Origin of the sequence: Agromyces sp. MMS24-JH15 (assembly GCF_043518605.1) — a bacterium.
Classification (GTDB): domain Bacteria; phylum Actinomycetota; class Actinomycetes; order Actinomycetales; family Microbacteriaceae; genus Agromyces.
This window is the reverse complement of sequence record NZ_CP171358.1, coordinates 2,024,065-2,048,770: the sequence shown is the minus strand read 5'-3', so window position 1 is coordinate 2,048,770 and position 24,706 is coordinate 2,024,065. Positions and strand designations below refer to the sequence as shown.

22 protein-coding genes are annotated in these 24,706 nt (G+C 72.8%); 11 read left to right on the top strand and 11 right to left on the bottom strand.

Annotation, left to right across the window (positions count from 1 at the left end):
• Positions 1-41: 41 nt before the first annotated feature.
• The gene (locus ACDF64_RS09325; protein WP_394550666.1) at positions 42-617 is read right to left on the bottom strand and encodes a TetR/AcrR family transcriptional regulator; all 576 of its coding nucleotides are present in this window, start codon (positions 615-617) and stop codon (positions 42-44) included.
• Between the two features lie 59 nt (positions 618-676).
• Between ACDF64_RS09325 and ACDF64_RS09320 the strand changes: the two genes are divergently transcribed.
• Both ACDF64_RS09320 and ACDF64_RS09315 read left to right on the top strand, forming a co-directional pair.
• On the top strand, positions 677-1,510 hold the full coding sequence (locus ACDF64_RS09320; protein ID WP_394550665.1) for an alpha/beta fold hydrolase: 834 nt from the start codon (positions 677-679) through the stop codon (positions 1,508-1,510).
• Positions 1,511-1,725: 215 nt separating this feature from the next.
• Positions 1,726-3,027, top strand: a complete 1,302-nt coding sequence (locus tag ACDF64_RS09315; RefSeq protein WP_394550663.1) for a glycosyltransferase — start codon at positions 1,726-1,728, stop codon at positions 3,025-3,027.
• A 35-nt stretch (positions 3,028-3,062) separates the two neighbouring features.
• On the opposite strand, the gene ACDF64_RS09310 is transcribed toward ACDF64_RS09315, so the two are convergent.
• The gene (locus tag ACDF64_RS09310; RefSeq protein ID WP_394550661.1) at positions 3,063-3,851 is read right to left on the bottom strand and encodes a siderophore-interacting protein; all 789 of its coding nucleotides are present in this window, start codon (positions 3,849-3,851) and stop codon (positions 3,063-3,065) included.
• A 161-nt stretch (positions 3,852-4,012) separates the two neighbouring features.
• On the opposite strand from ACDF64_RS09310, the gene ACDF64_RS09305 reads away from it, so the two are divergent.
• The 3 genes from ACDF64_RS09305 to ACDF64_RS09295 all read left to right on the top strand — a co-directional run bounded on the left by ACDF64_RS09305 (position 4,013) and on the right by ACDF64_RS09295 (position 5,341).
• Complete coding sequence (locus tag ACDF64_RS09305) at positions 4,013-4,357, top strand: hypothetical protein (protein WP_394550660.1); 345 nt, start codon at positions 4,013-4,015, stop codon at positions 4,355-4,357.
• Positions 4,354-4,863, top strand: coding sequence for an SRPBCC family protein (locus ACDF64_RS09300; RefSeq protein WP_394550658.1), 510 nt, complete (start codon positions 4,354-4,356; stop codon positions 4,861-4,863). The genes ACDF64_RS09305 and ACDF64_RS09300 overlap by 4 nt, the downstream gene beginning before the upstream one ends.
• A gap of 67 nt (positions 4,864-4,930) precedes the next feature.
• Entirely contained in the window at positions 4,931-5,341 is a 411-nt protein-coding gene (locus tag ACDF64_RS09295; RefSeq protein ID WP_394550657.1) for a cupin domain-containing protein, read from the top strand.
• A 55-nt stretch (positions 5,342-5,396) separates the two neighbouring features.
• Here ACDF64_RS09295 and ACDF64_RS09290 read toward each other — a convergent pair whose 3' ends face one another.
• Positions 5,397-6,410 carry a LacI family DNA-binding transcriptional regulator gene (locus ACDF64_RS09290; protein WP_394550656.1) on the bottom strand — a complete coding sequence of 338 codons (1,014 nt, stop codon included), beginning with the start codon at positions 6,408-6,410 and terminating at the stop codon, positions 5,397-5,399.
• 14 nt (positions 6,411-6,424) lie between these two features.
• Positions 6,425-7,933, bottom strand: coding sequence for an alpha-N-arabinofuranosidase (locus ACDF64_RS09285; protein WP_394550654.1), 1,509 nt, complete (start codon positions 7,931-7,933; stop codon positions 6,425-6,427).
• Positions 7,934-8,151: 218 nt separating this feature from the next.
• On the opposite strand from ACDF64_RS09285, the gene ACDF64_RS09280 reads away from it, so the two are divergent.
• From ACDF64_RS09280 to ACDF64_RS09270, 3 genes are read left to right on the top strand one after another with little or no spacing between them, the layout of a single operon-like run.
• Positions 8,152-9,396, top strand: a complete 1,245-nt coding sequence (locus ACDF64_RS09280) for an extracellular solute-binding protein (RefSeq protein ID WP_394550652.1) — start codon at positions 8,152-8,154, stop codon at positions 9,394-9,396.
• Positions 9,397-9,406: 10 nt separating this feature from the next.
• On the top strand, positions 9,407-10,396 hold the full coding sequence (locus ACDF64_RS09275) for a carbohydrate ABC transporter permease (RefSeq protein WP_394550651.1): 990 nt from the start codon (positions 9,407-9,409) through the stop codon (positions 10,394-10,396).
• Positions 10,397-10,401: 5 nt separating this feature from the next.
• Entirely contained in the window at positions 10,402-11,226 is an 825-nt protein-coding gene (locus ACDF64_RS09270) for a carbohydrate ABC transporter permease (RefSeq protein ID WP_394550649.1), read from the top strand.
• Here ACDF64_RS09270 and ACDF64_RS09265 read toward each other — a convergent pair.
• From ACDF64_RS09265 to ACDF64_RS09245, 5 genes are all read right to left on the bottom strand, one after another.
• Positions 11,204-12,145 (bottom strand): oxygenase MpaB family protein, encoded by a 942-nt coding sequence (locus tag ACDF64_RS09265; RefSeq protein WP_394550647.1) that lies wholly within the window; start codon positions 12,143-12,145, stop codon positions 11,204-11,206. The genes ACDF64_RS09270 and ACDF64_RS09265 overlap by 23 nt on opposite strands.
• Positions 12,146-12,319: 174 nt before the next feature.
• Positions 12,320-13,462, bottom strand: a complete 1,143-nt coding sequence (locus ACDF64_RS09260) for a CaiB/BaiF CoA transferase family protein (RefSeq protein WP_394550645.1) — start codon at positions 13,460-13,462, stop codon at positions 12,320-12,322.
• A 9-nt stretch (positions 13,463-13,471) separates the two neighbouring features.
• Positions 13,472-15,310, bottom strand: a complete 1,839-nt coding sequence (locus tag ACDF64_RS09255; protein WP_394550643.1) for an AMP-dependent synthetase/ligase — start codon at positions 15,308-15,310, stop codon at positions 13,472-13,474.
• Positions 15,311-15,410: 100 nt separating this feature from the next.
• Positions 15,411-16,619: an acyl-CoA dehydrogenase family protein gene (locus tag ACDF64_RS09250; protein ID WP_394550642.1), complete on the bottom strand. Its 1,209-nt coding sequence runs from the start codon at positions 16,617-16,619 to the stop codon at positions 15,411-15,413.
• Positions 16,620-16,675: 56 nt separating this feature from the next.
• Positions 16,676-18,412: an FAD-dependent oxidoreductase gene (locus ACDF64_RS09245; protein ID WP_394550641.1), complete on the bottom strand. Its 1,737-nt coding sequence runs from the start codon at positions 18,410-18,412 to the stop codon at positions 16,676-16,678.
• Between the two features lie 56 nt (positions 18,413-18,468).
• On the opposite strand from ACDF64_RS09245, the gene ACDF64_RS09240 reads away from it, so the two are divergent.
• The 3 genes from ACDF64_RS09240 to ACDF64_RS09230 are packed head-to-tail and all read left to right on the top strand — an operon-like array spanning position 18,469 to position 21,980.
• A complete protein-coding gene (locus tag ACDF64_RS09240) occupies positions 18,469-19,092 on the top strand; it encodes a helix-turn-helix domain-containing protein (protein WP_394550639.1) in 624 nt (207 codons plus the stop codon).
• Positions 19,089-21,248: an FAD-dependent oxidoreductase gene (locus ACDF64_RS09235; RefSeq protein WP_394550638.1), complete on the top strand. Its 2,160-nt coding sequence runs from the start codon at positions 19,089-19,091 to the stop codon at positions 21,246-21,248. The genes ACDF64_RS09240 and ACDF64_RS09235 overlap by 4 nt, the downstream gene beginning before the upstream one ends.
• Positions 21,249-21,269: 21 nt before the next feature.
• Complete coding sequence (locus tag ACDF64_RS09230) at positions 21,270-21,980, top strand: endonuclease/exonuclease/phosphatase family protein (RefSeq protein ID WP_394550636.1); 711 nt, start codon at positions 21,270-21,272, stop codon at positions 21,978-21,980.
• 12 nt (positions 21,981-21,992) lie between these two features.
• Here the strand turns inward: ACDF64_RS09230 and ACDF64_RS09225 are convergent, their stop codons facing one another.
• Both ACDF64_RS09225 and ACDF64_RS09220 read right to left on the bottom strand, forming a co-directional pair.
• Positions 21,993-23,333: a serine hydrolase domain-containing protein gene (locus tag ACDF64_RS09225; RefSeq protein ID WP_394550635.1), complete on the bottom strand. Its 1,341-nt coding sequence runs from the start codon at positions 23,331-23,333 to the stop codon at positions 21,993-21,995.
• A gap of 136 nt (positions 23,334-23,469) precedes the next feature.
• Positions 23,470-24,681, bottom strand: a complete 1,212-nt coding sequence (locus ACDF64_RS09220) for a globin domain-containing protein (RefSeq protein ID WP_394550633.1) — start codon at positions 24,679-24,681, stop codon at positions 23,470-23,472.
• Between the last annotated feature and the right edge of the window lie 25 nt (positions 24,682-24,706).

Below are 24,706 nucleotides of genomic sequence, written 5' to 3'. Positions count from 1 at the left end.
CACGACGTCTCGCCGGGTCCTTCCGCGAGATCGCGAGATCCCTAAGCGAGCAGCGGCAGGATCAGCTCTTCGAGCGCGAGTTCGGTTTCGGCCGGCTCGAGTCCGCCGTCGAACCGCAGGATGCGCCAGGTCGTGGCGTCGCAGATCGCGACGATCTGGGCGCTTCGCCTCGCTGCCTCGCGGTCGGGCAGTGTCGGGAGCGTGAACGCCCGGCGGCACCAATCCACGTGGAATGCCCGCCCACGTGCGGTGATCTCGGGCAGCCCGGGCACGAGAGGTGACTCGGAGTAGGTCTTCAGGATGAGCGCACCGTAGCGCTCGTAGTGCACGACCAGGTCGTGGATCGTCTCGACCGGCGAGGCATGTGCCGCGGCTTCGCGCGCCGCCACGATCCGGGCGAGTTCCCGTTCGACGGTCGCGTTCATGAGCGCCGCCTTGGTTCCGAAGCGACGGATGACCGTCTGCCCGGTCACCCCGGCGTCGGCGGCGACGTCCTCGATCCGAACGTGCTCGTAGGGGGTCGATGCCAGCCTCGTCAGCATGGCGTCCACGATCCGTTCCCCGGTGAGCTCGGCCTCCCGCGCGCGCGCGGTCATCCGGTACGGCCTCGTATTCATATTCGTCACGCTAACATCGAACCTAGCCATATTGGCGTTAGTCTTGCTAACGTCAAAACATGGACACCTCCACTGCACACACCGAGCGGATCGCCACCCGTCTCGGAGCCCTCCACGCTCGCGTCTCCGGCACCGGGCGCCTCACGATCCTCTGGTCGTCGATGTTCGTCGACAGCCACACGTGGGATCGCATCCTGCCGCTGCTCGTCGACGGAAGCGCGATCCCGAGGCGATTCGTCCTCATCGACCCGCCCGGCCTGGGGCTGAGCGACCCCCTGCTCCGTCGATCCACGATCGCGGAAGCAGCGGATGCCGCGCGCGACGCCCTCGTCGCCCTCGGCGCAGACGAGCCCGTCGACTGGGTGGGCAACGCCTTCGGCGGTCATGTCGGCCTCAACCTGGCGACGGATCCCGCGACGCTCGGCAGCCTCGTCGCGATCAGCTCGCCGACCGAACCCATCGCCCCCGACCTGCGACGTAGGATCGGTCTCCTGCACCCGATGCTCAAGCTAGCCGGTCCCGTCGGACCGGTACGCGACGCCATCGTCGAGGCGATGCTGACCGACGAATCCGCCTCGACCCCCGCCACCCTCCAGGTCGTGCTGGACAGCCTGCAGCGCCCGACGCGGGCGAGCATGAGCCTCGCGCTGCGTTCGTTCATCATCGACCGCACCGACGTGACCGACCGCCTCGGCGACATCCGCGTGCCGAGCCTCTTCGTCGCCTCCGACGATCGCGGTGACTGGAGCCCCGCCGATGCGCAGCGCGCGGCATCCCTCGCGCCGGGTGCCCAGATGGTGACCGTCGGAGGGGCACGCACACTGGTCCCGCTCGAACAACCCGCGCAGCTCGCCGCGGCCGTGCTCGGCTTCTGGGATCAGCTCGTCGACTGATCGTCCCGCAGCCACCTGGGCCGCGGCACATGGGCCTCTCCCCGGTGCCGCGCCTGGATGGTGCGCTCGAAACCAAGGGCATCCCATCGACCTGAAGCGTCGAACGGCGTCCTGCTCGCAACCCCGCAGGGATATCAGACATGCGTCCTTCGGCCCGTCGAGTGTGACGACGACCTGGGTCGCGGATCCTGATTCCGCACGGCATCCTTGGTCGCATGTCCCGCTACCTGCTCTCGGCGATGCCGTTCACAGGGCACGTCAACCCCATTCGCGCTGTGGCGACTGCGCTCGTCTCCCGCGGGCACGACGTGCGCGTCTATTCGGGTGAGGCGTTCCGCGCGGCCGTCGAGTCGACGGGCGCGCGGCTGGTCCCCTGGCATCACGCCCCCGATTTCGATGAGAACGACCTCGCCGCGACGTTCCCCCGGCTCCTGGGCAAGAAGGGGCTCAGCCAGCTCCTCATCAACGTCGAAGACGTCTTCATCAACACCTCTGCGGCGCAGGTGCAGGACCTCCGAGACGAGTGGGTCAGGGAACCGTGGGATGCGATCGCCGGCGACGACGTCTCGATCGGCGCAGCACTGTACGCCGAGCAGAACGGTGGCCCCTGGGCGACGATCTCGATCACCCCCCTCAATCTCGCCGGGACACAGGGTCCTCCCGCAGGGCTGGGGCTGTGGCCCGGTACGAACCCGTTCACCAAGGCGAGGGATGCCGCGCTCCGCGCGTCTGCGCCGCTCATCGCCCGATCGCTCGTGAAGGCCATCGCGCGATCCGAGGCATCCATCGGCCTCCGGCCGCGAGGGCTGACCATGGAGCAGATCACCTTCTCACGGCAGCTCATCGTTGCCAGCGGAGCCCCACTGCTCGACTTCGAACGCACCGACCGGCCCGACTTCCTGCACTTCGTCGGCGAGCTCCGGATGCCTCCGCCGGCGTCGCTCGAACTTCCGGCATGGTGGGGCGAACTCGATGGCCGACGGGTCGTCCACGTCACGCAGGGGACGCAGAACATCGATCCCGCCGACCTCATCGCGCCCACGCTCGAAGCCCTGGCCGACCGCGACGACCTGCTCGTGGTCGTCACCACGGGGGTGCCCGGAGACGATGAGCCGGCCTTCTCCGTCCCCTCCAACACCCGGGTCGCAGGATTCCTGCCTTACGCCGAGCTCCTTCCGCACGTGGACGTCGCCCTCACGAACGGAGGATGGGGCGGGACGCTCGCGATGCTCGCCCACGACATCCCGCTCGTGATCGCGGGAGGGGACCTGGACAAACCCGAGATCGCCTCCCGTGTCGCATGGACCGGAGCAGCCGTCAACCTCAAGACCGGCACGCCGACGCCGGCCCAGGTCGCAGCCGGACTCGACACGGTCACGACCGAGCCGTCATACCGGGATGCCGCGGCCCGCGTGGGCGCGCAACTGCGCTCGCTCGGCGGGGCCGCCCGAGCAGCCGAACTCCTCGAACGGCTCGCTAGTCCAGCCAACGCGCAGACCCGTCGATCCGGCGATTGACACCGCGCACGAGCACCGTGCGCGCCGGCAGCTGCTCAGCTCGCGCGCCAGTACCCACAGAACGTGACGTTCGCCTTCGGGACCCCGCGCTCGGCGACGAGGTGCCGGCGGACGCCCGTGGCGAGCTTCGACTCGCCCGCGGCGAACGCGTTCACCGAGTCGACCACCGGCAGCGTGCGCACGAGCGCGAGCGCCGCGTCGCCCGGCGCACGGCCGGGCTCGCGGACCAGCCAGTGCACGGTCACGCCCGCGGGCGCATCGACCGGCTGCACGTCGTCGGCGTGCAGGACCTCGATCACCGCGTCGCCGCGCGTGTCGCGCGGGAGGTCGCGGAGGATCCCGACGACGGCCGGCAGCGCGCTCTCGTCGCCGACGAGCAGCACGGGTGCGCCGTCGACGTGTCGGTAGCCGCAGCCCTGGTCGATGAGGGCGACGGATGCCCCGACCGGCAGTCGCTGCGCCCAGGGCCCGGCGACGCCCTCGTCGCCGTGGACGACGAAGTCGACGTCGAGCTCGCCGTCGGCGGCCCGGTACTCGCGCACGGTGTAGTTGCGGATCACCGGGCGGGTCGCCTTGGGCGTGCGCAGGTACTTGAGGTAGCCGCGCAGGTCGTACTCGTCGGGGAGGTTGTCGAACCGGGTGTCGTCGTGCGTGGGCACCGCGAGGCGGAACCACTGGTCGAATCCGACGTGCCGCCAGTCGGCGAGCTCGGGCCCCGAGAGCGTGATGCGCACGAAGTGGGGCGAGATGCGGGCCGCACGGACCACCTCGGCGGTGACGAGCCCGGTCTCGGCGTGCGAGACGGTGAGGTTGCTGGTTGCCACGGGGAAGCCTTCGGAACGGGGAAGTCAGGTGAGGCTAACCTTAGTGGCACGGATCTGTCATCGTCGACCCCGTCGACCGCGTCGACCGCGTCGACCGCGGCGGCCCGCTTTGTCGTGCCCCGCCCGTTGCCGATGTCGGCGCCCGCCCCTACGGTCGAGGCATGGCGGACGACCTCGACCCCCGTCCCGACGCGCGCCTCCGGGGCCGCGCCCGACTCGACGCCGCGACCGCGGCCCTGCAGGAGCTGCCTGATGTCTCGGTCGGCGTGATGTTCGGCTCCGAGGGCTACTCGGTGCGCGGCAAGCTGTTCGCGTTCGTCTCGAGCCGAGGCGACCTCGTCGTGAAGCTCGACGCCGAGCGCATCGACGACCTCGCGCTCGACCACATGGTCATGCACGGCCGCCCGATGCGCGAATGGGCGGTGGTGCCGGCCGGCGAGGACGACGACCGGTGGCGGGCGATCGCCGCCGAGGCGCACGCGTTCGTCGACGAGATCACGCCGTGAGCCGGTCCGCCTCGCCCGGTCGGGTCGCGTCGCCCCGGCGGCCCGGGGCATCCGACTACCGGTTCGTGACCCGCTGGTCGGTGCCCGCGCCGGCCGGCCGGGTGTGGCGCGAGCTCACCGACCCGGTCGCAGTGCCGACCTGGTGGCCCGGGTTCGAGCGCGTCGACGTCGTCAGGCCCGGCGACGAGACCGGCCTCGGCACCGTCTGCGACTGCCGCGTGCGCAGCACGCTGCCGATGACGCTGCGCTTCCGGCTCGAGGTCGTGCGCGCCGATCCCGCGCACCGGGTGCTCGAGTCGGTCGCGTCGGGCGAACTCGAGGGGCGCGGTCGGATGACCCTCACCGCGGCCGCCGGCGCGACCGACGTCGAGTGGCTCTGGGAGGTGCACGCCGCCAAGCGGGCCATCCGGCTGCTGAGCCCCGTGCTGAAGCCCGTCTTCGAACGCAACCACGATCGCGTCATGACGTGGGGCCGGGACGCCCTCGTCGCGCGGCTCGCCGACTGAACGGCCCGCCCGCCGCGTGCGTTCGATGCCTTGCCGAGCCCCCGCGCGGCACGAGAGCCTGTGGGACATGACCACCACCGCACCGACGGCCTCCAGCGGGGCCGAGATCACGCTCACGCCGACCCTCTCCGCACCGCAGGTCGAGGTCGTGCCCGCCGAATCCCTGCGCCTGGGCAGCGGCCGGACGCGCCGCTTCGTCGGCGCGGAGCACGGCGCTGGCATCTCGTACTTCTCGGTCGACTACGAGTACGGCCAGGGCCCGGGGCTGCACTGGCACCCCTACCCCGAGACCTGGGTCGTCATCGAGGGCGTCGCGACCGTCACGGTGGGCGACCGCACGCTCACGGCGCACGAGGGCGACACCGCGACCGTGCCCGCGGGCGTCTGGCACGGCTTCCGCAATCTCGGCGAAGGCCGCCTGAAGGTGCTCTGCATCCACGCCTCGCCGGTCATCGTGCAGACCTGGGCCGACGCCTGAGGTCGACGCGGGCGGCGGCCGGAGGACGAGTGCCGGCCGCCGCCCGCGTCGGGTCTCAGGCCGAGCGGCGGACCACGAGCGAGCAGTCCGTGACGACCTCGCGCGGCGGATCGCTGCGCCCGGCGACGCGCGCGGCGAGCAGGTCGACCGCGTGCTTGGCGAGCTGGTCGGTGCCGGGGTCGATTGTCGTGAGCGGCGGGTACGTGTACTGCGCCGCGGGCACGTTGTCGAAGCCGACGACCGCGATGTCGTCGGGCACGCGGAGTCCCTGCATGAGGATCGAGTGCAACGCGCCGATCGCGAGCGAGTCGTTGAAGCAGAACACCGCGTCGGGTCGCTCGTCGAGTGCGAGCAGGTGCGCCATCGCCGCCGCGCCGTCCCGGAGGCGCCAGTCCTCCGCCACGACCACGCGCTCCGGGGCGATCTCGAGCCCCGCCTCCCGCATCGCCTGCTCGTAGCCCTCGAGGCGCAGCGACGCGGCGCTCACCGTGCTCACGTGCGGGTTCACGCCGATCGCGGCGATCCTGGTCCGCCCGCGGTCGACGAGGAAGCCCGTGGCCAGGCGCGCGGCCTCGACGTTGGCCATCGAGACGTGGTCGACCGGGCCGTTGAAGATGCGGTCGCCGAGGATGACGAGCCGGTCGTTGCCCATGAGGTACCGCTCGTCGCCGGGGCCGAGCGCGTGGGGCTGGAAGATCAGGCCGTCGGAGTGCTCGCGCTGCGCACCCGAGAGGATCGCGATCTCGGTCTCCCGGCGGGCACCGGTCTGCTGGATCACGACCGACCAGCCGTGCCGCTCGGCCTCGGCCATGATGCGGCGCGCGAGGTCGGCGAAGTAGTCGATCGCGAGGTCGGGGATGGCGAGTGCGATGGTGCCGACCCGCCCGGTCTTCAGGCTCCTCGCCGACGTGTTCATGCGGTAGCCGAGCTCGTCGACCGCGCGCAGCACCCGGTCGCGCGTCTCGGGCCGCACCGCGGTGCTCCCCGAGAGGACGCTCGAGACCGTGCGCGCGGAGACCCCGGCGCGCTCGCCGACGTCGGCCATGGTGACGCTCTGCGACCGCTGCATGCCTGCTCCCGTCCTCATCCGCACGCCACCCGGACGACCGCCCAGGACACCGGCGGGAGGGTCGCCGCGAGCCGGTCGGCGTCCAGCGTAGCCGCCAGCGGCGCGGGGGCGACGCGGTCGGGGGCATCCTGCGTGTTGGCCGCGTCGGGATCCGGGTGCCAGAGCAGGTCCGCCTCGGCGATCGAGGCGCACCCCAGCCCGGCGAGGCCGACGCGGACGTCGGCGGCGGCCGTCGGCGACCGGTTCGCGAGGTAGACCGAGACGACGCCGCCGTCCGCGCTGCGCGTGACGGCGACCGAGACGTCGGCCGCCTCGTCGAGCACGGCGGACGCGAGCACGGTGTCGCCCGCGGAGCGCGCGGCCGCCGCGAACGGGTGGAACGTCGTCTGGCGCCAGGCGGGCGCGCCGGGCTCGGCGCGGATCGGCCCGATCACGTTCACGAGCTGCGCGAGCGCCGCGATCGCGACCACGTCGGCGTGGTTGAGGATGCTCTGCAGCAGCGTGCCCACGACGACCGCGTCGGCGTGCGTGTACTCCTGTTCGAGGATGCGCGGCGCCTCCTCCCAGACCCGGCCGGGCTTCAGCTCGTCGTAGGCGCGGTAGTCCCAGACGTTCCACTCGTCGAGGCTGATGCGCACGTCGCGCGTGCTCCGCGCTGCGGCCTTCACGTGGGCGATCGTCGCCGCGATCGAGTCGAGGAACGCGTCGAGCCGGTCGGCCGAGCGGAGGAACGCCGCGAGGTCGCCGTCGCGCCGGAAGTAGATGTGACAGGAGAGGTGGTCGACGTGGTCGATCGTGCGGCGCAGGACCTCCGCCTCCCAGTCCCCGAAGGTCGCCATGTCGGCGTTCGAGCTGCCGACCGCCACGAGTTCGAGGGAGTCGTCGAACATGCGCATGGCCGCGGCGGTCCGCGCCGCGAGGTCGCCGTACTCCTCGGCCGAGCGGTGGCCGAGCTGCCACGGGCCGTCGAGCTCGTTGCCGAGGCACCACAGCCGCACGTCGTGCGGCTCGGGTGATCCGTTCGCGACGCGTTCGTCCGACAAGGCCGTCCCGGAGGGGAAGTTCGCGTATTCGAGCAGCTGGAGGGCCGAGCGGACGTCTCCGAGTCCGAGGTTCACCGCGAGCATGGGCTCGACGCCGGCGGCGCGGCACCAGGCGATGAACTCGTCGGTGCCGAAGGCGTTGGGCTCGATCGTCTTCCAGGCGAGGTCGAGACGGCGCGGGCGGTCGCCGACCGGACCGATGCCGTCGCGCCAGTCGTACCCGGAGACGAAGTTGCCGCCCGGGTAGCGCACGAGGGTGACGCCGAGCTCGCGCACGAGCTCGAGCACGTCGCCGCGGAACCCCTCGGGGGTCGCGCTGGGATGCCCCGGGTCGTGGATGCCGCCGTAGACGCCGCGACCGAGGTGCTCGACGAACGAGCCGAACAGCCGCGGGTCGACGGTGCCGATGGGTCGTCCGACCTCGACGACGACCTCCTGCGTCGCGGTCGCCTCGACGGGCACTGGCTGGGGTGAGACCACGGGTCCTCCGATTTCATCGATGAAACAATCACGACCGTAGGAGCGACCACAGAGCCGTGTCAAGCGCACGGGCCCGCCTGGAAATTTCGCGCCAGCGTGTTGACGAAACCCTTTTCAGTCGGCAGTATCTCGTGTCGGAGGCTCGTGGCATCCGAATTTCATCGATGAAATTCCGGGCCGCACCGCCACCCACACATTTTCGAGAGAGGCGAAACGCAATGAAGCAGGATCGTCGGCGGCGGGCACTGGCCTTCGCCGCCATCGCGGGGGCCGCGGCCCTGACCGTGAGCGGCTGCGCCGCGAGCACCGGATCGTCGGGCGACACCGTCCTCACGGTCTGGCACTACTACAACACCGACGGCCAGGTCGAGGCGCTCGAGGAGCTCGCCGCCGGGTTCGAGGCCGACCACGAGGGCGTGGACGTGCAGTTCGAGTACGTGCCCGTCGAGCAGTTCACGACCAAGGCCGTCACCGCCGCGGGCTCGAAGACCGGGCCGGACGTGCTCGTGTTCGGGGCATCCGGCACCTACCCGCTCGCCCAGTCGGGCGCGATCGAGTCGATGGAGGACTGGTGGAGCGGCTACGCCGACGCCGACCAGTTCCCCGACGGGGTCCTGCAGCGCGTCGACGGCGAGCTCTACGGCGTGCAGGGCTACGTGAACCTGCTCGGCCTCTGGTACAACCAGGACCTCCTCGACGAGCTGGGCGCCGACGTGCCCACCACGCCCGACGAGCTCGAGGCGGTCATGCAGTCGGCCGTCGACGCCGGCAGGCAGGGCATCACGCTCACGGGCAAGCCCGGGCTCGAAAGCCAGTGGCAGGGGTTCCCCTGGTTCACCTCGCACGGCTTCTCGTACGGCGACCCGCAGGCCGCGCCCATGGCCGACACGTACGCGACGCTCCAGGACTGGGTCGCGAAGGGATACCTCTCACGCGAGGCCGTGACCTGGGACCAGGCCGTGCCGTTCCAGGTGTTCGCGTCCGGGGCATCCGCCTTCGCCGTCAACGGCAACTGGCAGGTCGCCGCCGCGAAGGAGGCCGACTTCGCCTACGGCGTCGCGCCGCTGCCCCTCACCGACGACGGCGGCGTGCTGCTCGGCGGCGAGGTGCAGAACATCGGCGCGTTCTCGAAGCACGCGGACCTCGCGAAGGAGTTCCTCGAGGAGACGTTCTTCTCGGTCGACGGACAGCTCACGCTGCTCGACACGTTCGGTTCGATCCCGGCGCGCGCCGACGCGGCCTCGTCGTCGAAGATCGGCGACGACCCGATCCTCAGCGTCTTCGCCGACATCGTCCAGCAGCAGGGCCGGCCCTCCCCGAGCCCCGAGGTGCCGTCCAAGAGCGTCAACGACGTCGAGGTGCTCGTCGGCAACTACTGGAGCAAGGCGATCGCCGGCGACGGCACGCCCGACCAGCTCGCAGCGGAGCTCATCGACCAGCTCGAGCCGCTGCTGCAGGGCTGAGGCCGATCGCGTGACGACCACCAGCTCGACCGACGCCATGCCGGCGGAGGGCAGCCGGTCGCCGGTCCGCACCACCCGGACGGGCGGGTCGACCCGCCCGTCCGGGGTGCGGCGGCGGCCGGCCGCGGCGCGTGCGGCCCGCCGGAGGCTCGGCCTCGCCGTCCCCGCGGCGGCGCTGCTCGCGGCGCTCGCCGCGTGGCCGCTCACCCAGCTCGGCTGGATGAGCCTGCACGACGTGAGCGCGGCCACGCTCAACTCGCCGTGGCCGTTCGCCGGCGTCGACAACTACGCCGCCCTCTTCGCCTCCCCCGAGTTCGCGCGCGTCGTCGCCAACACCCTGGCCTTCGTCGTGATCGTCACCGGCCTCGGCATGGTCGGCGGATTCGCCGTCGCGATCGCGGTGTCCTCGCCGACCCGCGGCGCGTCGTTCCTGCTCGGCATGATGGTGTTCGTCTGGGCGCTGCCGCCGGTGGTGAACGGCTCGATCTGGAAGTTCCTGCTCGGCGAGCACGGCCTGCTCAACGAGGCGCTGAAGGGCTCGGGCGCCGTCTCGACCGGCGTCGGCTTCCTGTTCGACCCGGCGCTCGCGCTGTGGTCGGTCGCGCTCGTGAACGCGTGGGCCGTCATCCCGTTCAACGCGCTCATCTTCCGCGCGTCGCTGCTGAGCATCGACGACTCGGTCCTCGAGGCCGCCGAGATCGACGGCGCCGGCCCGTGGCAGCGCATCCGCCACGTGCTCCTGCCGCACGCCCGCCCCGCCGCGACCGTGCTCACGATCCTCACCGTCGTGTACGCGTTCCGCAGCTTCGACTTCATCTACGTCATGACCTCGGGCGGACCGGGCACGTCGTCGACGACCCTGCCGTACCTCGCCTACGTCGAGGCGTTCGTCACGCTCGACTACGGCTCGGGCGCGGCGACTGCGTTGCTCGCCCTCGCGGTCGTGCTCGTGCTGGCCCTGTTCTACGCCCGCGACGTGCGTCGCAACGAGGAGGTGTGAGGCGGATGTCCCTCCGTCGACGTCGCGAGCCCGTCGCGTTCGCGTTCCGGATCGTGCTGTACCTGCTCTACGGCCTGCCGCTGCTGTGGATCGTGCTCACGTCGCTGAAGAGCCAGCGCGACGTGCTCACGTCGCAGGCGTCGCTGCTGTTCGCGCCGACCCTCGAGGCCTACGAGACGGCCCTCGCCGACCCCGCACTCGGCTCGTCGCTCGGCCAGTCGGTCGTCATCAGCGTCGGCACGACGGTCGTCTGCCTCGCGTTCGCGATCCCGGCGGCCTACGCGCTCGCCCGGGTGAGTACGCGGATCGTGCTCGTCGCACTCGCACTCCTCGTGATCCTGCAGATGATCCCGCAGACGGCGAACCTCATCCCCCTGTTCTGGCTGCTCGGCCGGGTGGGCCTGCTCGACACGAACCTCGGGCTCATCCTCGCCGACGCGACGATGTTCCTGCCGTGGGCGATCCTGCTGCTGCGCCCGTTCTTCGGCGCGATCCCGCCGTCGATCGAGGAGGCGGCGCTGGTCGACGGCGCGCGCACGCTGCGGTCTTTCCGCTCGGTCGCGCTGCCGCTCGCGCGGAACGGCGTGTTCACGGTGTCGGCGATCATCTTCCTGGTGTCGTGGGGCGAGTTCCTCTACGGCATCACGTTCATGCTGACGCCGTCGCACTACCCGATGAGCGCGCTCATCGCCGTGCAGTCGGGCGCGTACGGCGTCGACTGGCCGTCGATGATGGCCTTCGCCGTGATCTCGGCGGTGCCCGTGTTCCTCGTGTACGTCGCGAGCTACCGACTGCTGCAGACGGGCCTCACGATGGGCGCGGTGAAGTAGCACCCCCGGTAGTTGCCTCGAGGCGGGCGATCCTCGTGCGCGCGTTCCGTTCGCTCGGCGAGTCGGGCCCGAACAGGAGCAGGCCGCCGAGGAGCGCGCGCGTCGCCGTCATCGCCGGCCACCAGGGACGCCGCAGGCCGAGGAGCTCCCGCACGCGCGGGTCGAGCGACGCGACCGCGCCGGCGAACACGACCGGGTAGAGCAGGCCCGTCACCCCGGGGACGCCCGGCCGGCGGAGGAACCGCACCGCGGTGCGGACGCGGTCGTCGACCTTCGCCTCGGCGAGGAACCCGTCGAGCTCGGCGCGGAGCGCCGCCACCGTCTCGGGCGGGTCGTCGACGCCCATCAGCCGCCCGGCCTGCGCCCATTCGCGGACGAACGCGTCGGGTCCGCCGGGGATCGCCCCGCCGAACACCTCGTGCGCCCCGAGGAAGGCCTCCGTGAAGGCGTCGTGCACCCACCGCAGCAGGTGCGGGTCGTTCGCCGAGTAGGGGCGCTCCGCGCCCGAGGCATCCTCGTACGTGCCGCGGATGCGGCCGTGCAGCCGGGTGACCGCGGCGGCCGCGGCGGTGGCCGCCCGCCGGTCGCCGAACGTGGTCGTCGCGACCCAGCGCACGGTGCCGTCGAGCCGGCCGAGCGGGTCCTCGGCGTAGCGCGACCAGTCGTGCACGCCGGCCATCGCGCCGGGGTGCAGGGTCTGCAGCAGGAGCGCGCGGATGCCGGCGACGAGCGTCGCCGGCGATCCGATCACGGCCCACGTCGCGCTGCCGGGGCCGAAGAACCCGGCGTCGTCGCCCTCGAGCAGGGCGGCCGTCCACGCCGGCCCGGCGCCGCGCGGCCGGTGGCCGGGGCGCCAGCGCGCATCCTGCGCACCGTGCTCCGGCCCGCCGCGCTCGCGTTGCGCTCCCCCGACCGCCATCCCACGACGCTACCCCGCGCGCACGGCACGCGGTACCCGTGCGGCACGGGGTACCCGAGCGGCACCGGTGCCCGTGCGGCACCGGTGCCCGTGCGGCACAGCGGCGCGGTGGTCCGGCGGGCAGGCCGGGCCGCCGGGCCGCCGGGGCCGGTCGCTCGGGCGTGCCCGCCGTGGTCAGCCGGTCGCCGCGACCCCGTCGGGCTCCGCGTCCCACGCCGCGGCGATCCGGCCGGCCGCCCCGACGCCGCGCTCGACGGGCGCCGGCGCGCGCGGGGCATCCGTCGCCGACCGCGAGAACCGAGGGGCGGGCGCCGCCTGCACGACGCCGCCGACCGGAGCCAGCGTGCCGCGGGCCGCCAGGTGCGGATCGGCGGCGGCCTCGGCGAACGTCAGCACCGGGGTCACGCACGCATCCGTGCCGGCGAACCGCTCGGCCCACTCGTCACGGGAGGCGGTCGCGAACGCCGCCGCGAACGCCGCGCGGAGCGCCGGCCAGGCCCGCGGATCGTCCCGGTCGGGCAGCTCGTCGACGTCGATCGCGTCGGCGTCCGCGAGGCCCTCGACGAGCTGCGCGTAGAACCGCGGCTCGAGCGCGCCGACCGCGACGTAGCCGCCGTCCGCGCACGCGTACGTGTCGTAGAAGGGCGCACCGCCGTCGAGCAGGTTCGCCTCGCGGTCGTCGCGCCACGCGCCGACGCTGCGCATCGACCACGCGAGCTGCAGCAGCACGGATGCCCCGTCGACCATCGCCGCGTCGACCACCTGCCCGCGGCCCGACGTCGCGCGTTCCACGAGCGCGGCGAGCACCCCGGCGACGACGAGCATCGACCCGCCGCCGAAGTCCGCGACGAGGTTGAGCGGCGGCGCCGGCGGCTCGCCGGCGCGCCCGATCGCATGCAGGCCGCCCGTGAGCGCGAGGTAGTTGAGGTCGTGGCCCGCCTCGCCCGCGCGCGGCCCGTCCTGGCCCCAGCCGGTGATCCGCCCGTACACGAGCCGCGGATTCCGTGCGAGGCACGCGTCGGGCCCGAGCCCGAGCCGCTCGGCGACGCCCGGCCGGTACCCCTCGATCACCACGTCGGCGCGATCGACGAGCGCGAGCGCAGCATCGACGCCCTCGCGCGAGGCGAGGTCGAGCTCGACGCGCCGCCGGCTCCGCATGGTCTGGTCGGGGCGCTCGTCGTCGCCGACGCGGAGCGCCCCGGCCCGCTCGAGGCGCACGACGTCGGCGCCGAGGTCGGCGAGCACCATCGCGGCGTGCGGCGCGGGCCCGATGCCGCCGAGCTCCAGAACGCGGATCCCGGCGAGCGGCCCGGTCACGCGGCATCCTCAGGCATAGAGCTCCTCGATCAGCGCGCGGTGCTGGCGCTCGACCAGGCCGCGCTTCACCTTCATCGACGGCGTGAGCTCGCCGCCCTCGATCGTCAGGTCGGCCTCGAGCACGCGCCAGCGCTTCACCTGCTCCCAGCGGTTGAGCTTGGCGTTCATTCGCGCGAACGCGTCCGCGACCATCGCCTGCGCGGCATCCGATCGCACGATCTCGGCGTAGGCCGCACCGGCGAGGCCGTCCTGCTCGGCCGCCCACGCGACGATCGCGTCCGGGTCGAGCGTCACGAGCGCGACGCAGTACGGGTGCTGGTCGCCGAACACGAGCACCTGGCTCGCGTACGGGCAGACGACCTTGAACGCCGCCTCGACGGCGGCCGGCGCGACGATCTTGCCGCCCGAGGTCTTGATCAGGTCCTTGAGTCGCCCGGTGATGGTCAGGTAGCCGTCGGCGTCGATGGATGCCTGGTCGCCCGTGTGCAGCCACCCGTCGGCGTCGAGCGCGGCCGCGGTCTCGGCGTCGAGCCCCTCGTAGCCCTGCATGAGGTGCGGCCCGCGGATGAGGAGCTCGCCCTCGTCGCCGATCCGCACCTCCGAGCCCGGCAGGGCCTGTCCGACGGTGCCCATCCGGTTGTGGTCGGGATGCCCCACCGCGGCGCCCGCCGACGTCTCGGTGAGCCCGTACCCCTCGATGATCAGGATCCCGGCCGCGAGGAACCACTCGGCGATCTCGGCGTTCAGCGGCGCCGACCCCGAGATGAAGAACCGGACCCGGCCGCCGAACCTGGCGCGCACCTTCGCGAGCACGAGCCGGTCGAGGAGCCGGTGCTGGGCGCGGAGTCCGGCAGGCACCTTCGCACCCGCGCTCTGCAGCGCGGCGACGCGGGCGCCGACCGCGAACGCGCGCGCGAACAGCTTCGCCTTCACTCCGCCCTCGGCCTCGATCGTCGTGACGATCTTCGAGTACGCCTTCTCGAAGATGCGCGGGGCGGCGCCCATGAACGTCGGCTTGATGACGGCGAGGTTGTCGATGATGCGGTCGACCCGGCCGTCGATCGCGGTCGTGAAGCCGGCGGCGAGCTGGGTCGAGAGCAGCACCTTGCCGAACGAGTGCGACATCGGCAGCCAGAGGAAGTTCAGGTCGTCCTCGTAGAGGAACCCGAGCGAGTTCAGCGCCTCGCCCTCGTAGACCCAGGCGCGGTGCTGGAGCCGCACGCCCTTCGGCCGCCCGGTCGTGCCCGACGTGTAGAGGAGCGTCGCGAGCCGGTCGGGCGTGATCGCGGCCGTCCGCTCGGCGACCGCGTCGGGACGCTCGGCGAGCAGGGCCGCGCCCCGCGTGCGGAGCTCGGCGAGAGGGATCACGCCGTCGCCCGCACCGTCGCCCTCGAACGCGATCACGGCCTCGAGCGCGGGCAGGTCGGCCCGGTGCGAGCGCACCTTCTCGAGCTGCTCGTCATCCTCGACGAACACGAACCGGACGCCCGCGTCGGCGAGGATGTACGCCGCGTCGTCGCCCGACATCGTCGGGTACACCGCGGTCGTCGCGCCGCCCGCGCACAGGACCGCGAGGTCGGCCAGCAGCCATTCGACGCGCGTCGCCGAGATGATGCCGACCCGGTCCTCGGGTGCGAGGCCGAGGGCGAGCAGGCCGGCCGCGATGCGGTCGACGTCCTCGCCGGCCTCGCGCCACGTGATCGACCGCCACGCGTCGCCGTCGGGGTAGCGGAACGCCTCCCGGTCGGCCGACTTCGCGACGCGACGGCGGAAGTGCTCGGCGACGCTCGGCGCGAGGTCGTCGGGCAGGGCGGGTGTGGGGACGGTGACGCCGATCGTGGTGGACATGTCTCACTCCTTCGTGGGACGGATCGTGCAGGGTGGGGGACGTGGGTACGACGGCCGGGCGCCGGTGCCCGGCCGCCGTCGACGGGCGGCGCCGCCGCGCTCAGTCGCGGTAGCGGGCCGCCTGGGCGCGGCCGATGATCTCCTTCATGATCTCGGTGGTGCCGCCGTAGATCGTCTGGATGCGGGCGTCGCGGTACGCCCGGCCGATCGGGTACTCGAGCATGAAGCCGTAGCCGCCGAACAGCTGCTGGCAGCGGTAGACCACGCGCTGCTGGAGCTCGCTGATGTACCACTTGGCCTTGGATGCCTCGACGGTCGTGAGCACGCCCGCGTTGAACTTCAGGATGGCCCGCTCGAGGTAGGCGCGCGCGACGTCCACCTCGGTCTCGATCTCGGCGAGCTCGAACCGGGTGTTCTGGAAATCGCCGATCCGCTGGCCGAACGCGCGGCGCTGGTAGACGTAGTCGAGCGTCCACTCGAGCGCCGCCTCGGCGCCCGCGAGCGAGGCCATGGCGATGCCGAGCCGCTCGAGCGGCAGGTTCTGCATGAGGTAGCCCATGCCGCCGCCGATCTCGCCCATGACGTTCTCGGCGGGCACCCGGACGTCGCGGAAGAAGAGCTCCGCGGTGTCCTGCCCGATGATGCCGACCTTGTCGAGCTTGCGCCCGCGCTCGAATCCGGGCGTGCCGGTCTCGACGAGGAACAGGCTGAACCCGCGCGACCCCGCGTCGGGGTCGGTGCGGGCGACGACGATCGCGAAGTCGGCCTGGATGCCGCTCGAGATGAAGGTCTTCTGCCCGTTCAGGATCCAGTCGTCGCCGTCGCGGACCGCACTCGTGCGGATGCCCTGCAGGTCGCTGCCCGTGCCGGGCTCGGTCATCGCGACGGCGCCGATGAGTTCGGCCGACGCGAGGCCGGGGAGGAACCGCTGCTTCTGGTCCTCCGTGCCGATGTGCAGGAAGTAGGGCGTGATGATGTCGTCCTGGAGGCCGAGGCCGACGCCGAACGACGTCGTGTTGGCTCGGGCGATCTCCTCGCTGAACACCATGCGGTAGCGGCGATCGAGCTCGCCGGCCCCGCCGTACTCCTCGGGGATCGCGAGGCCGACCATGCCGGCCTCGCCCGCGGCGAGCCACGCCGTGCGGTCGATGAGCCGCGCCTCCTCCCACGCCTCGTAGTTGGGCAGGACCTCGCGCTTGAGGAACTCGCGCACCGTCTCGCGGTAGGCCTCGTGGTCCTCCGTGTAGAACGGCTCCGGCGGTGCCGGGCGGGCGGATGCCTCGGTGCGGGCGTCGTCGGTGAGGGTCATGGTCTCGTCCTTCCTGGTTCTGGATTCGCCCGGTCGGGGGTCCTCCGGTTCGGGATTCATGGGGCGTGGTGCGCGATCGGTCGGATCGGCGGCACCGGTTCGCGGCGGCGCGGTGGCACCGCCGGGATCGGGAGGAGCAGGGCGCCGGGCGCGCCGGCGGGCACGACGGGCGTGCGCGGGGCGATTCGGTCGATCCGGCGGTAGGCGCTGCCGAGGGCCGGGCGCAGGTCGCGGTCGCCGCGGTTCGGCCAGAAGGCGATCGCGCGCTCGGCCTGCGCGGCGATCGTGAGCGAGGGGTTCACGCCGAGGTTCGCGCTCACGGTCGAGCCGTCGACGATGTGGAGCCCGTCGTGGCCGAACACGCGGTGCCAGGCATCCACCACACCGTCGGCGGCGGAGCCGCCGATGACGCACCCGCCGATGAAGTGGGCGGTCAGCGGGATGCCGACGAGGTCGGTCGACGAGCCGCCCGCGAGGCCGCCGATGCGCTCGGCGAGCGTGCGCGCGATCCGGTGGCCGAGCGGGATCCAGGTCGGGTTCGGCTCGCCGATGCCCTGCCGCGTGCGCAGCCGTCGCCCGAACGGGCCGCGCTTCAGGAACGTCGTGACCGAGTTGTCGAGCGACTGCATGACGAGCACGATGAGCGACTGCTCGGCCCAGCGGCGCGGCGTGTGCAGGCGCCACGCACGACGGAACCCGAGCCGCCGGTAGGTGCTCGCGGTCGAGCGCAGGCGCGAGCGCCCGGGTTCGGGGTCGACGAGGTGGGCGTTCAGGAGCGCGAGCAGGCTCGACCCGCGGCCGTACCGCACGGGCTCGACGTGCGTGTGGTCGTCAGGATGGAACGACGACGTGATCGCGATGCCGGGCGTGAAGTCGGCGGCCCGGTCGCCCGAGCGGGCCGACAGCACGGCCTCGGAGTTCGTGCGGCTGAGTTCGCCGAGCCGATCCGAGATCCGCGGCAGCGACGTGCGCTTCAGCCGGTGCAGGAGGGTCTGGGTGTTCAGGGCGTTGCCGGCGAAGACGACCTGCGACGCGGTGAACGCGTGGCGGCGCATCCGGTTGCCCGTGCGGTGCGCGCGCACCTCGTAGCCGCCCTCCGCGCGCGGGATCACGTCGACCGCGGTGGTCATGGGATGCACCTCGGCGCCCGCCGCCTCGGCGAGGTGCAGGTAGTTCTTCACGAGCGTGTTCTTCGCGTTGTGGCGGCATCCGGTCATGCACGCGCCGCACTCGATGCAGCCGCGCCGCGCCGGGCCCGCGCCGCCGAAGAACGGGTCGGGGACCTCCTCACCGGGCGCTCCGAAGAAGACGCCGACGTCGGCCGGGTGGACCGTGTCGGCGACGCCGAGATCGGCGGCGACCTCGGCGACCAGGTCCTCGGCGCGCGTCCGGTGCGGGTAGGGCACCACGCCGAGCATCCGCTTGGCCTGGTCGTAGTGCGGCGCGAGTTCGGCGCGCCAGTCGGCCAGGTGCGCCCACTGCGGGTCGGCGTAGAAGTCGGCGGGCGGTTCGTACAGCGTGTTCGCGTAGACGAGCGACCCGCCGCCGACGCCCGTGCCGCTCGCGATCATGACGTCGTCGAGCAACGTGAGCCGCATGATGCCGAAGCAGCGCAGCGCGGGCGCCCACAGGTACCGGCGCAGCCGCCAACTGGTCTCGGGGAGCTCGTCGTCGGCGAATCGGCGCCCGGCCTCGAGCACGCCGACCCGGTAGCCCTTCTCGGCAAGCCGGAGCGCGGCGACGCTCCCGCCGAAGCCGGACCCGATCACCACGACGTCGTAGTCGCTGCGCATGCCGCCGATCATAGGCGCTTGTTGACATCCTGCCAATAGCGTTCCAGACTCGGCTCGTGTCCGAAGCCGTGCGCGTCAGACTCGCCCCCGAGGAACGCCGGGCGAGCATCATCGACGCCGCCCGCGAGCTCTACCGCGAGCGCCCCTACGCCTCCGTGTCGATGGAGGACCTCGCCGCCGCGGCCGGCGTCGCGCGCGGCCTCCTGCACCACTACTTCGGCTCCAAGCGCGAGCTCTTCCTCGCGGTGCTCGCCGAGAGCGTCCGGCTCCCGGTGCGCTCGCTCCCCGACCTCGACCCGCTCCCCCGCCCCGAACGCGCGCGGCTCGTCATCGACTGGCTGCTCGAGGGCGCGTCGACCTACGGGCAGGGGTGGGTGAACACCTCGGGAGCCGAGACGATCGGCGAGGGCTCCGACGTGCAGGCCATCATCGACGCGAGCGACGACCGCGCCGCCCGGTTCGTGCTCGCGGCGATCGGCGCCGACGACGAGCCGCGCGTGCGTGCCCGCGTGCGTGCGCTCGCACCGCTCCTCAAGGCGCTCTGCCGCGAGTGGCTCCAGCGCGGCACGCTCGGGCGCGAGGACGTGCTCGACGTCGCGGTCCCGGCGCTCCTGGCCGCCGTCCGGGTCGCCGATGCGCGCGAGACTGATGCCCCGAGCCCGACGGAGGCCGGATCGTGACCTCGATCGGCATCATCGGCGCCGGCTTCGGCGGGGTCGGCGTCGCCGCCGAACTCCTGCGGCACGGACACGACGACGTCCGCCTGTGGGAGCGCGCCGACGGCATCGGCGGCGTCTGGCGGGAGAACCGCTACCCCGGCGCCGCGTGCGACGTGCCCTCGCCGCTGTACTCGTTCTCGTGGGCGCCCGAGCGCTCCTGGACCCGCCGCTACGCGGGGCAGGCCGAGATCCTCGCCTACCTCCGCCGCGTCGCCGACGCCGAGGGCGTGACCGCGCGCACCCGGTTCGGCGCGACGGTCGTCGGCGCCGAGTGGAGCGAGGCGGAGGCATCCTGGACCGTCCGCTTCGACGACGGCCGTACCGAGCAGGTGGATGTCCTGATCAGCGCGGTCGGCCAGCTCGCCACGCCGAGGTCGCCCGACCTGCCGGGCCGCGACGCGTTCGTCGCAGGCGGCGGCGAGGTCGTCCACGCCGCCGGGTGGCCCGACGGGTTCGACGCGCGCGGGCGCCGGATCGCCGTCGTCGGGTCGGCGGCGACCGCGGTGCAGCTCGTGCCGAAGCTCGCGGCCGAGGCATCCGAGCTCGTCGTGTTCAGCCGCTCGGCGAACCACGTCCTGCCGAAGTTCGACGGCCCGCTCCCGCGCTGGTACGGGCCGGGGATCGCGCTCGAACGGAGGTTCTGGGCCGCGATCGGCGAGCAGCTCTCGCGCGCGATGGACCCGGCGACGCCGCAGGCCGCGGTGTTCACGGCGCTCACGCGGTTCCAGCTCGCGCGCCAGGTGCGCGACCCCGCGCTCCGCCGGGCGCTCACCCCGGCGCATCGGCTCGGCTGCAAGCGCGTGCTCTTCTCGAACGACTACTACCCCGCGCTCCAGCGGCCGAACGTCACGCTCGTCACCGAGGGCGTCGCGGGCTTCACGCCGACCGGCGTGCGCGCCGCCGACGGACGCGAGTTCGACGTCGACGCCGTCGTCACCGCGACCGGCTTCGACGCGCAGCAGTTCCTCGACCGCATCGAGGTCCGCGGCCGCGGCGGCCGGCTGCTGCACGACCACTGGTCGGGCGGTGCCCGTGCGCACCTCGGCATGTACGTGCCGGGCTTCCCGAACCTGTTCGTCTGCTACGGCCCGAACACGAACCTCGGCGGCTCGTCGATCCTGCTCATGGAGGAGGCGCAGGCCCGGCACCTCAGGCAGGTCGTCGATCGGATGCGCCGCACCGGCGCCTCGACGGTCGAGGTCACCGACCGCGCCGAGGCCGAGTGGGACGCCGACGTGCAGGGGCGCCTCGCAGACTCGGTGTGGACCGGCTGCGCCAGCTGGTACCGGCACCCCGAGACCGGCCGCGTGACGTCGAACTGGCCCGGCGGCACGACCGAGTACGCGCGCCGCACGGCCGTGCTCGAACCGACGGACTTCGCCTGGGGCGGCCGGGAGCTGCCCGCCGAGGCGTACCCGCCCGAGCCGTGGCAGCTGCGCGGCCGCGCGATCGTCTCGGCCTTCCTCGTCCCCGAATCGGCGATGCCGGACGACGGGCCGGCCCGCCCCGACGGGTGGGAGCCCGTGCGCTCGGGCCGGCACCGGATCGTCGGCGTCGCGTCGATCGCGTACGTCGCCGGCGGCGTGCTCCGGTACGAGGAGCTGCTCGAAGCCCACCTCGTCGCGCGCGGGAACGAGCTCCGCGTGCAGATCCCCCGCATCTGGGTCGACAGCCCGGCCTCGCTCGCGGGCGGGCGCGGGCTCTGGAGCATCCCGAAGCACCTCGCCGAGTTCGAGCGGACCGAACAGGATGCCGCGACCGCCGTGGACGTGCGCGTCGACGGCACCGCCATCGTCGCCGTCCGGGCGCGGCGGACGGCGCTCGGGCTCCGGGGCATCCGCGCACCGCTGCCGATGGCGAACCGCCTCGACGGGCGCGAGGTGCTCGCGCCCGCGTCGATGGCCGGCGCGGTGCGGCTCGCGCGCGCGTCGTGGCGCTTCGCGCCCGACGGTCCGCTCGGGCACCTCGCCGGGCGGCGGCCGTTCCTCTCGGTCGCGATGCCCGACGCGGCGATCGTGTTCGGCAGCGGCCGGCGCTTGGTCGCTCGCGGTGCGTCGGGCGGTTCCGGCGGTTCCGGCGGCGGTCTGGCAGCCAACCTCCAGCCATCGGGCGACTGATTCGTCCTAGGCTTGACCGCGATGCTGGTGATCAGCTACAACCTCAGGAAGCACCGCGCGATCTCGGAACTCGCGGCGCTCGACGAGCGCTGGTCGCCCGACGTGATCTGTCTCCAGGAGTGCGAGACGTCGGGCCTCGCCGAGGACATCGGGCACCACCTCCAGCTCGCGCACTCGACGACCGGCAACCGGCTGGGCCTCGCGATCTACTACCGCCCCGACCGCGTGCTGCCGCGCGCGATCCGCGCCTTCGCGCTGAAGAAGTCGCTGCACGACCGGGTTCTCCGGCCCGCGCACGAGCGCCTGCTCGCGGTGCGCCTGCACGACATCGAGCACGACCGCGAACTCGTCGTCGCGTCCTTCCACGCCGCGCCGCTCACGGCGTTGAACTCGCTGCGGCGCCACCAGATCCGGACTGCGCACGCCCAGCTCCAGGAGCTCGGCCCGGGGCTGCCCACGCTCATGGTCGGCGACTACAACTACCCGGTCTTCAAGGAGAACCTCGCCGACAAGGTGCGCGAGAACGGGTACGAGCTGACGCTCAGCGACTCGCGGACCTACACCCGGTACAAGTTCTTCCGTGGCCACTACGACTTCGCGACCTCGACGGGGTTCGACCTGCGGAGCGTCCAGACGCTGCCGCGCGGGTCGAGCGACCACCTGCCGATCCTCGTCGACGCGCACTACGCCGACCGGCTCGCCGACGACGACGACGAGCTCATCGCGATCTGACGCGGGCGGCGCCTACCCGGCGATCGCGGCCTCCACGACGCCGACGACGGTCGGCTCCTCGTCGACCTCGGGCGTGAACCCGAGCCGGGCCACGACGACGCCGGCCGACGGCACGACGATGATCTCCTGGCCGTCGTGGCCGTTCGCCGAGAACGCGTCCTCCGGGAGGGTCGGCCAGCGCAGGCTGCCGTCGGGCAGGCGGTTCACGCGCCACGCCATGCCGTAGCCCGCGTCGTCCGTCTCCTCCACCGGCTCGACCGTGAGGCTCCGGGCCATCCAGTCGTCCGGCAGCAGCTGCTCGCCGTCCCACTCGCCGCCCTGCAGCGCGAACTGGCCGATCGCGGCCCAGTCGCGCGGCGACGCCCACAGGTACGACGAGCACACCGGCGTCCCGGCGGCGTCGGGCTCGAACACCGCCGAGGTCAGGCCGAGCGGGCCGAGGAGCGTGTCGCGCGGCAGGTTCGCCCCGAGGCCGGTGCGCCCTGCGAGCACCGAGCACAGGAGCGTCGTCGAGCCGCTCGAGTACTCCTGCACGGTGCCGGGCGTCGACTCGAGCGGCAGGCTCGCGACGTACGAGCCCATGTCGGGCTCGAGGTAGAGCATGCGCGTGATCGGCGTGCCGAGGTCGTACGTCTCGTCCCACTCGAGCCCGCTGGTCATGCGCAGCAGCTGCTCGACCGTGATGTCGGCCCGGCCGTCGGTCCATTCGGGGCGCAGGTGGTCGTCGTCGAGCGAGACGACGCCCTGCTTCGCGAGCACCCCGACCATGAGGTCGGTCACGCTCTTCGACATCGACCAGCCGAGCTGCGGGGTGGATGCCTCGAAGCCGTCGGCGTAGCGCTCGCCCACGAGTTCCCCGTCCTTCAGCACCACGAGTCCGCGCGTGCCGAGCGCGGCGGCCGCGTCGGCGTCGAGGTCGTCGCCGAACGCGAGCGCGATCGCCGCCTCGAGGTCGGCGTCGGCGGCCGGGGCCGGGGCATCCGTGTAGGGGTTCGCGCCGCCCTCGATCGCGGTCGCCTCGCCGAGGTCGGGGCGTTCGCCCGCGAGCGTGCAGCCGAAGCCCTCGGTGTACCAGGCCTGCTGGCGCGCGAGCACGCCGAGGACGGTCGCCGACGTCGGGTCGCCAGCCTCACCGGACTCGCGCAGGTACGGCACGAGCGGGTTGGGCGGCAGGTCGCTCGCGGGGTCCGCGCGGCCCGCGACCTCGGTCACCGCGCACGCGTTGTGCGCTGCGTAGCCGGTGCCGGTGAGCAGCAGCGGGCGCTGCCACCAGTAGACCGCGACGACGGCGGCGACGAGGACGAGGACGATGGCGGCGGCGACGATGCCGACCACCCTGCGGCGGGAACTCACCGCTGGATGCTAGCAAGCGCGCCGTCGCGTGCGAAACGGGCCGGATGCCTCGCCGGTCGGCAGCGACCGGCGATCCGGATGCTCCGGCCCGCCCGGCGGCCGGAGCGCGGGCGCTCCCCGACCGCCGGCCGGAACCTCACGCCGCGGGCCGCTGCGCCCACAGGTCGGGACCGAACACCTCGTAGTGGATCCGCTCTGCCGGGATGCCGCGGTCGATCAACGTGGTGCGCATCGACCGCATGAACGGCAGCGGGCCGCACATGAAGACCGACGAGGCATCCGGCAACTCGACCTCGCTGAGGTCCATGAAGCCCGGCAGCGCGGGGTGCAGGGTGGGCGCCGCATCGGCGTCGACCTCGTACCAGTTCTGCGCGCGGGCGTCCTCCATGGCGAGCACCTGGCGGCGCAGCGACGGGTAGAGCGCGTGCGTGTCGTGGGCGCGGTCGGCGTGGAACAGGCGCACCGTGCGGGCGGGCTGGCGACGCGAGAGGTCCTCGAGGATCGCGGCGATCGGCGTGATGCCGATGCCCGCCGACACGAGCACGAGCGGCGCGTCGGTGTCGTCGAGCACAACGTCGCCCGCCGGCTGCGACACGTCGAGCACCGTGCCCGGGCGTGCGTGCTCGTGCAGCCACGTCGACACCTGGCCGTCGGGGGCGCCGTCGACGCCGCGCACGCGCTTCACGGTGATCCGCAGCGAATCACCGCGCGGACCCGAGGAGATCGTGTACTGCCGCGGCTGGCGGGATCCGTCGGGGAGGTCGACCGCGATCGCGACGTACTGGCCGGTGCGATGCGCGGGCACCTCACCCGCGACGGGTGCGAGCAGGAGCGAGACGACCTCCTCCGACTCGTCGATGCGCTCGACGACGCGGTACTCGCGCCACGGGTGCTCGGGGTCGGTGCCGCCCTCGGCGTAGAGCTTCGCCTCGGCGGCGATGAGCGAGCAGCCGAAGAGCCAGTACACCTCGTCCCACGCGCTGCGCACCTCGGGGGTGACGGCGTCGCCGAGCACGGTGCCGACCGCGTCGAGCAGGTGCCGGCCGACGATCGTGTAGTCGCGGGCCTTGATGCCGAGCGAGACGTGCTTGTGCGCGATCCGCCGCATGACGGGCGAGAAGTCGGGCGCGTCCGGGTCGATGAGCTGCACGGCGAACGCGACGACCGAGGCGGCGAGCGCCTTCGGCTGCTCGCCCACCGCCTGGTTCGCGCGGTTGAAGACCCGCAGCAGTTCGGGGTGCGCCGCGAACATGGCGGGGTAGAACGTGCGGGTGATCTCCTCGGCGTGCGCGGCGACCACGCCGGCCGTGGCGCGGACGATCGCTTCGGACTCTGGTGAGAGCTGCATGGATGTTCCCTTCCTGTGCGCGACT

Coding starts and splice junctions, on each gene's coding strand:
- ACDF64_RS09325 (WP_394550666.1), bottom strand. CDS start 617: ATGAATACGAGGCCGTACCGGATGACCGCGCGCGCGCGGGAGGCCGAG.
- ACDF64_RS09320 (WP_394550665.1), top strand. CDS start 677: ATGGACACCTCCACTGCACACACCGAGCGGATCGCCACCCGTCTCGGA.
- ACDF64_RS09315 (WP_394550663.1), top strand. CDS start 1,726: ATGTCCCGCTACCTGCTCTCGGCGATGCCGTTCACAGGGCACGTCAAC.
- ACDF64_RS09305 (WP_394550660.1), top strand. CDS start 4,013: ATGGCGGACGACCTCGACCCCCGTCCCGACGCGCGCCTCCGGGGCCGC.
- ACDF64_RS09295 (WP_394550657.1), top strand. CDS start 4,931: ATGACCACCACCGCACCGACGGCCTCCAGCGGGGCCGAGATCACGCTC.
- ACDF64_RS09290 (WP_394550656.1), bottom strand. CDS start 6,410: ATGCAGCGGTCGCAGAGCGTCACCATGGCCGACGTCGGCGAGCGCGCC.
- ACDF64_RS09280 (WP_394550652.1), top strand. CDS start 8,152: ATGAAGCAGGATCGTCGGCGGCGGGCACTGGCCTTCGCCGCCATCGCG.
- ACDF64_RS09270 (WP_394550649.1), top strand. CDS start 10,402: ATGTCCCTCCGTCGACGTCGCGAGCCCGTCGCGTTCGCGTTCCGGATC.
- ACDF64_RS09265 (WP_394550647.1), bottom strand. CDS start 12,145: ATGGCGGTCGGGGGAGCGCAACGCGAGCGCGGCGGGCCGGAGCACGGT.
- ACDF64_RS09255 (WP_394550643.1), bottom strand. CDS start 15,310: ATGTCCACCACGATCGGCGTCACCGTCCCCACACCCGCCCTGCCCGAC.
- ACDF64_RS09250 (WP_394550642.1), bottom strand. CDS start 16,619: ATGACCCTCACCGACGACGCCCGCACCGAGGCATCCGCCCGCCCGGCA.
- ACDF64_RS09245 (WP_394550641.1), bottom strand. CDS start 18,412: ATGCGCAGCGACTACGACGTCGTGGTGATCGGGTCCGGCTTCGGCGGG.
- ACDF64_RS09230 (WP_394550636.1), top strand. CDS start 21,270: ATGCTGGTGATCAGCTACAACCTCAGGAAGCACCGCGCGATCTCGGAA.
- ACDF64_RS09220 (WP_394550633.1), bottom strand. CDS start 24,681: ATGCAGCTCTCACCAGAGTCCGAAGCGATCGTCCGCGCCACGGCCGGC.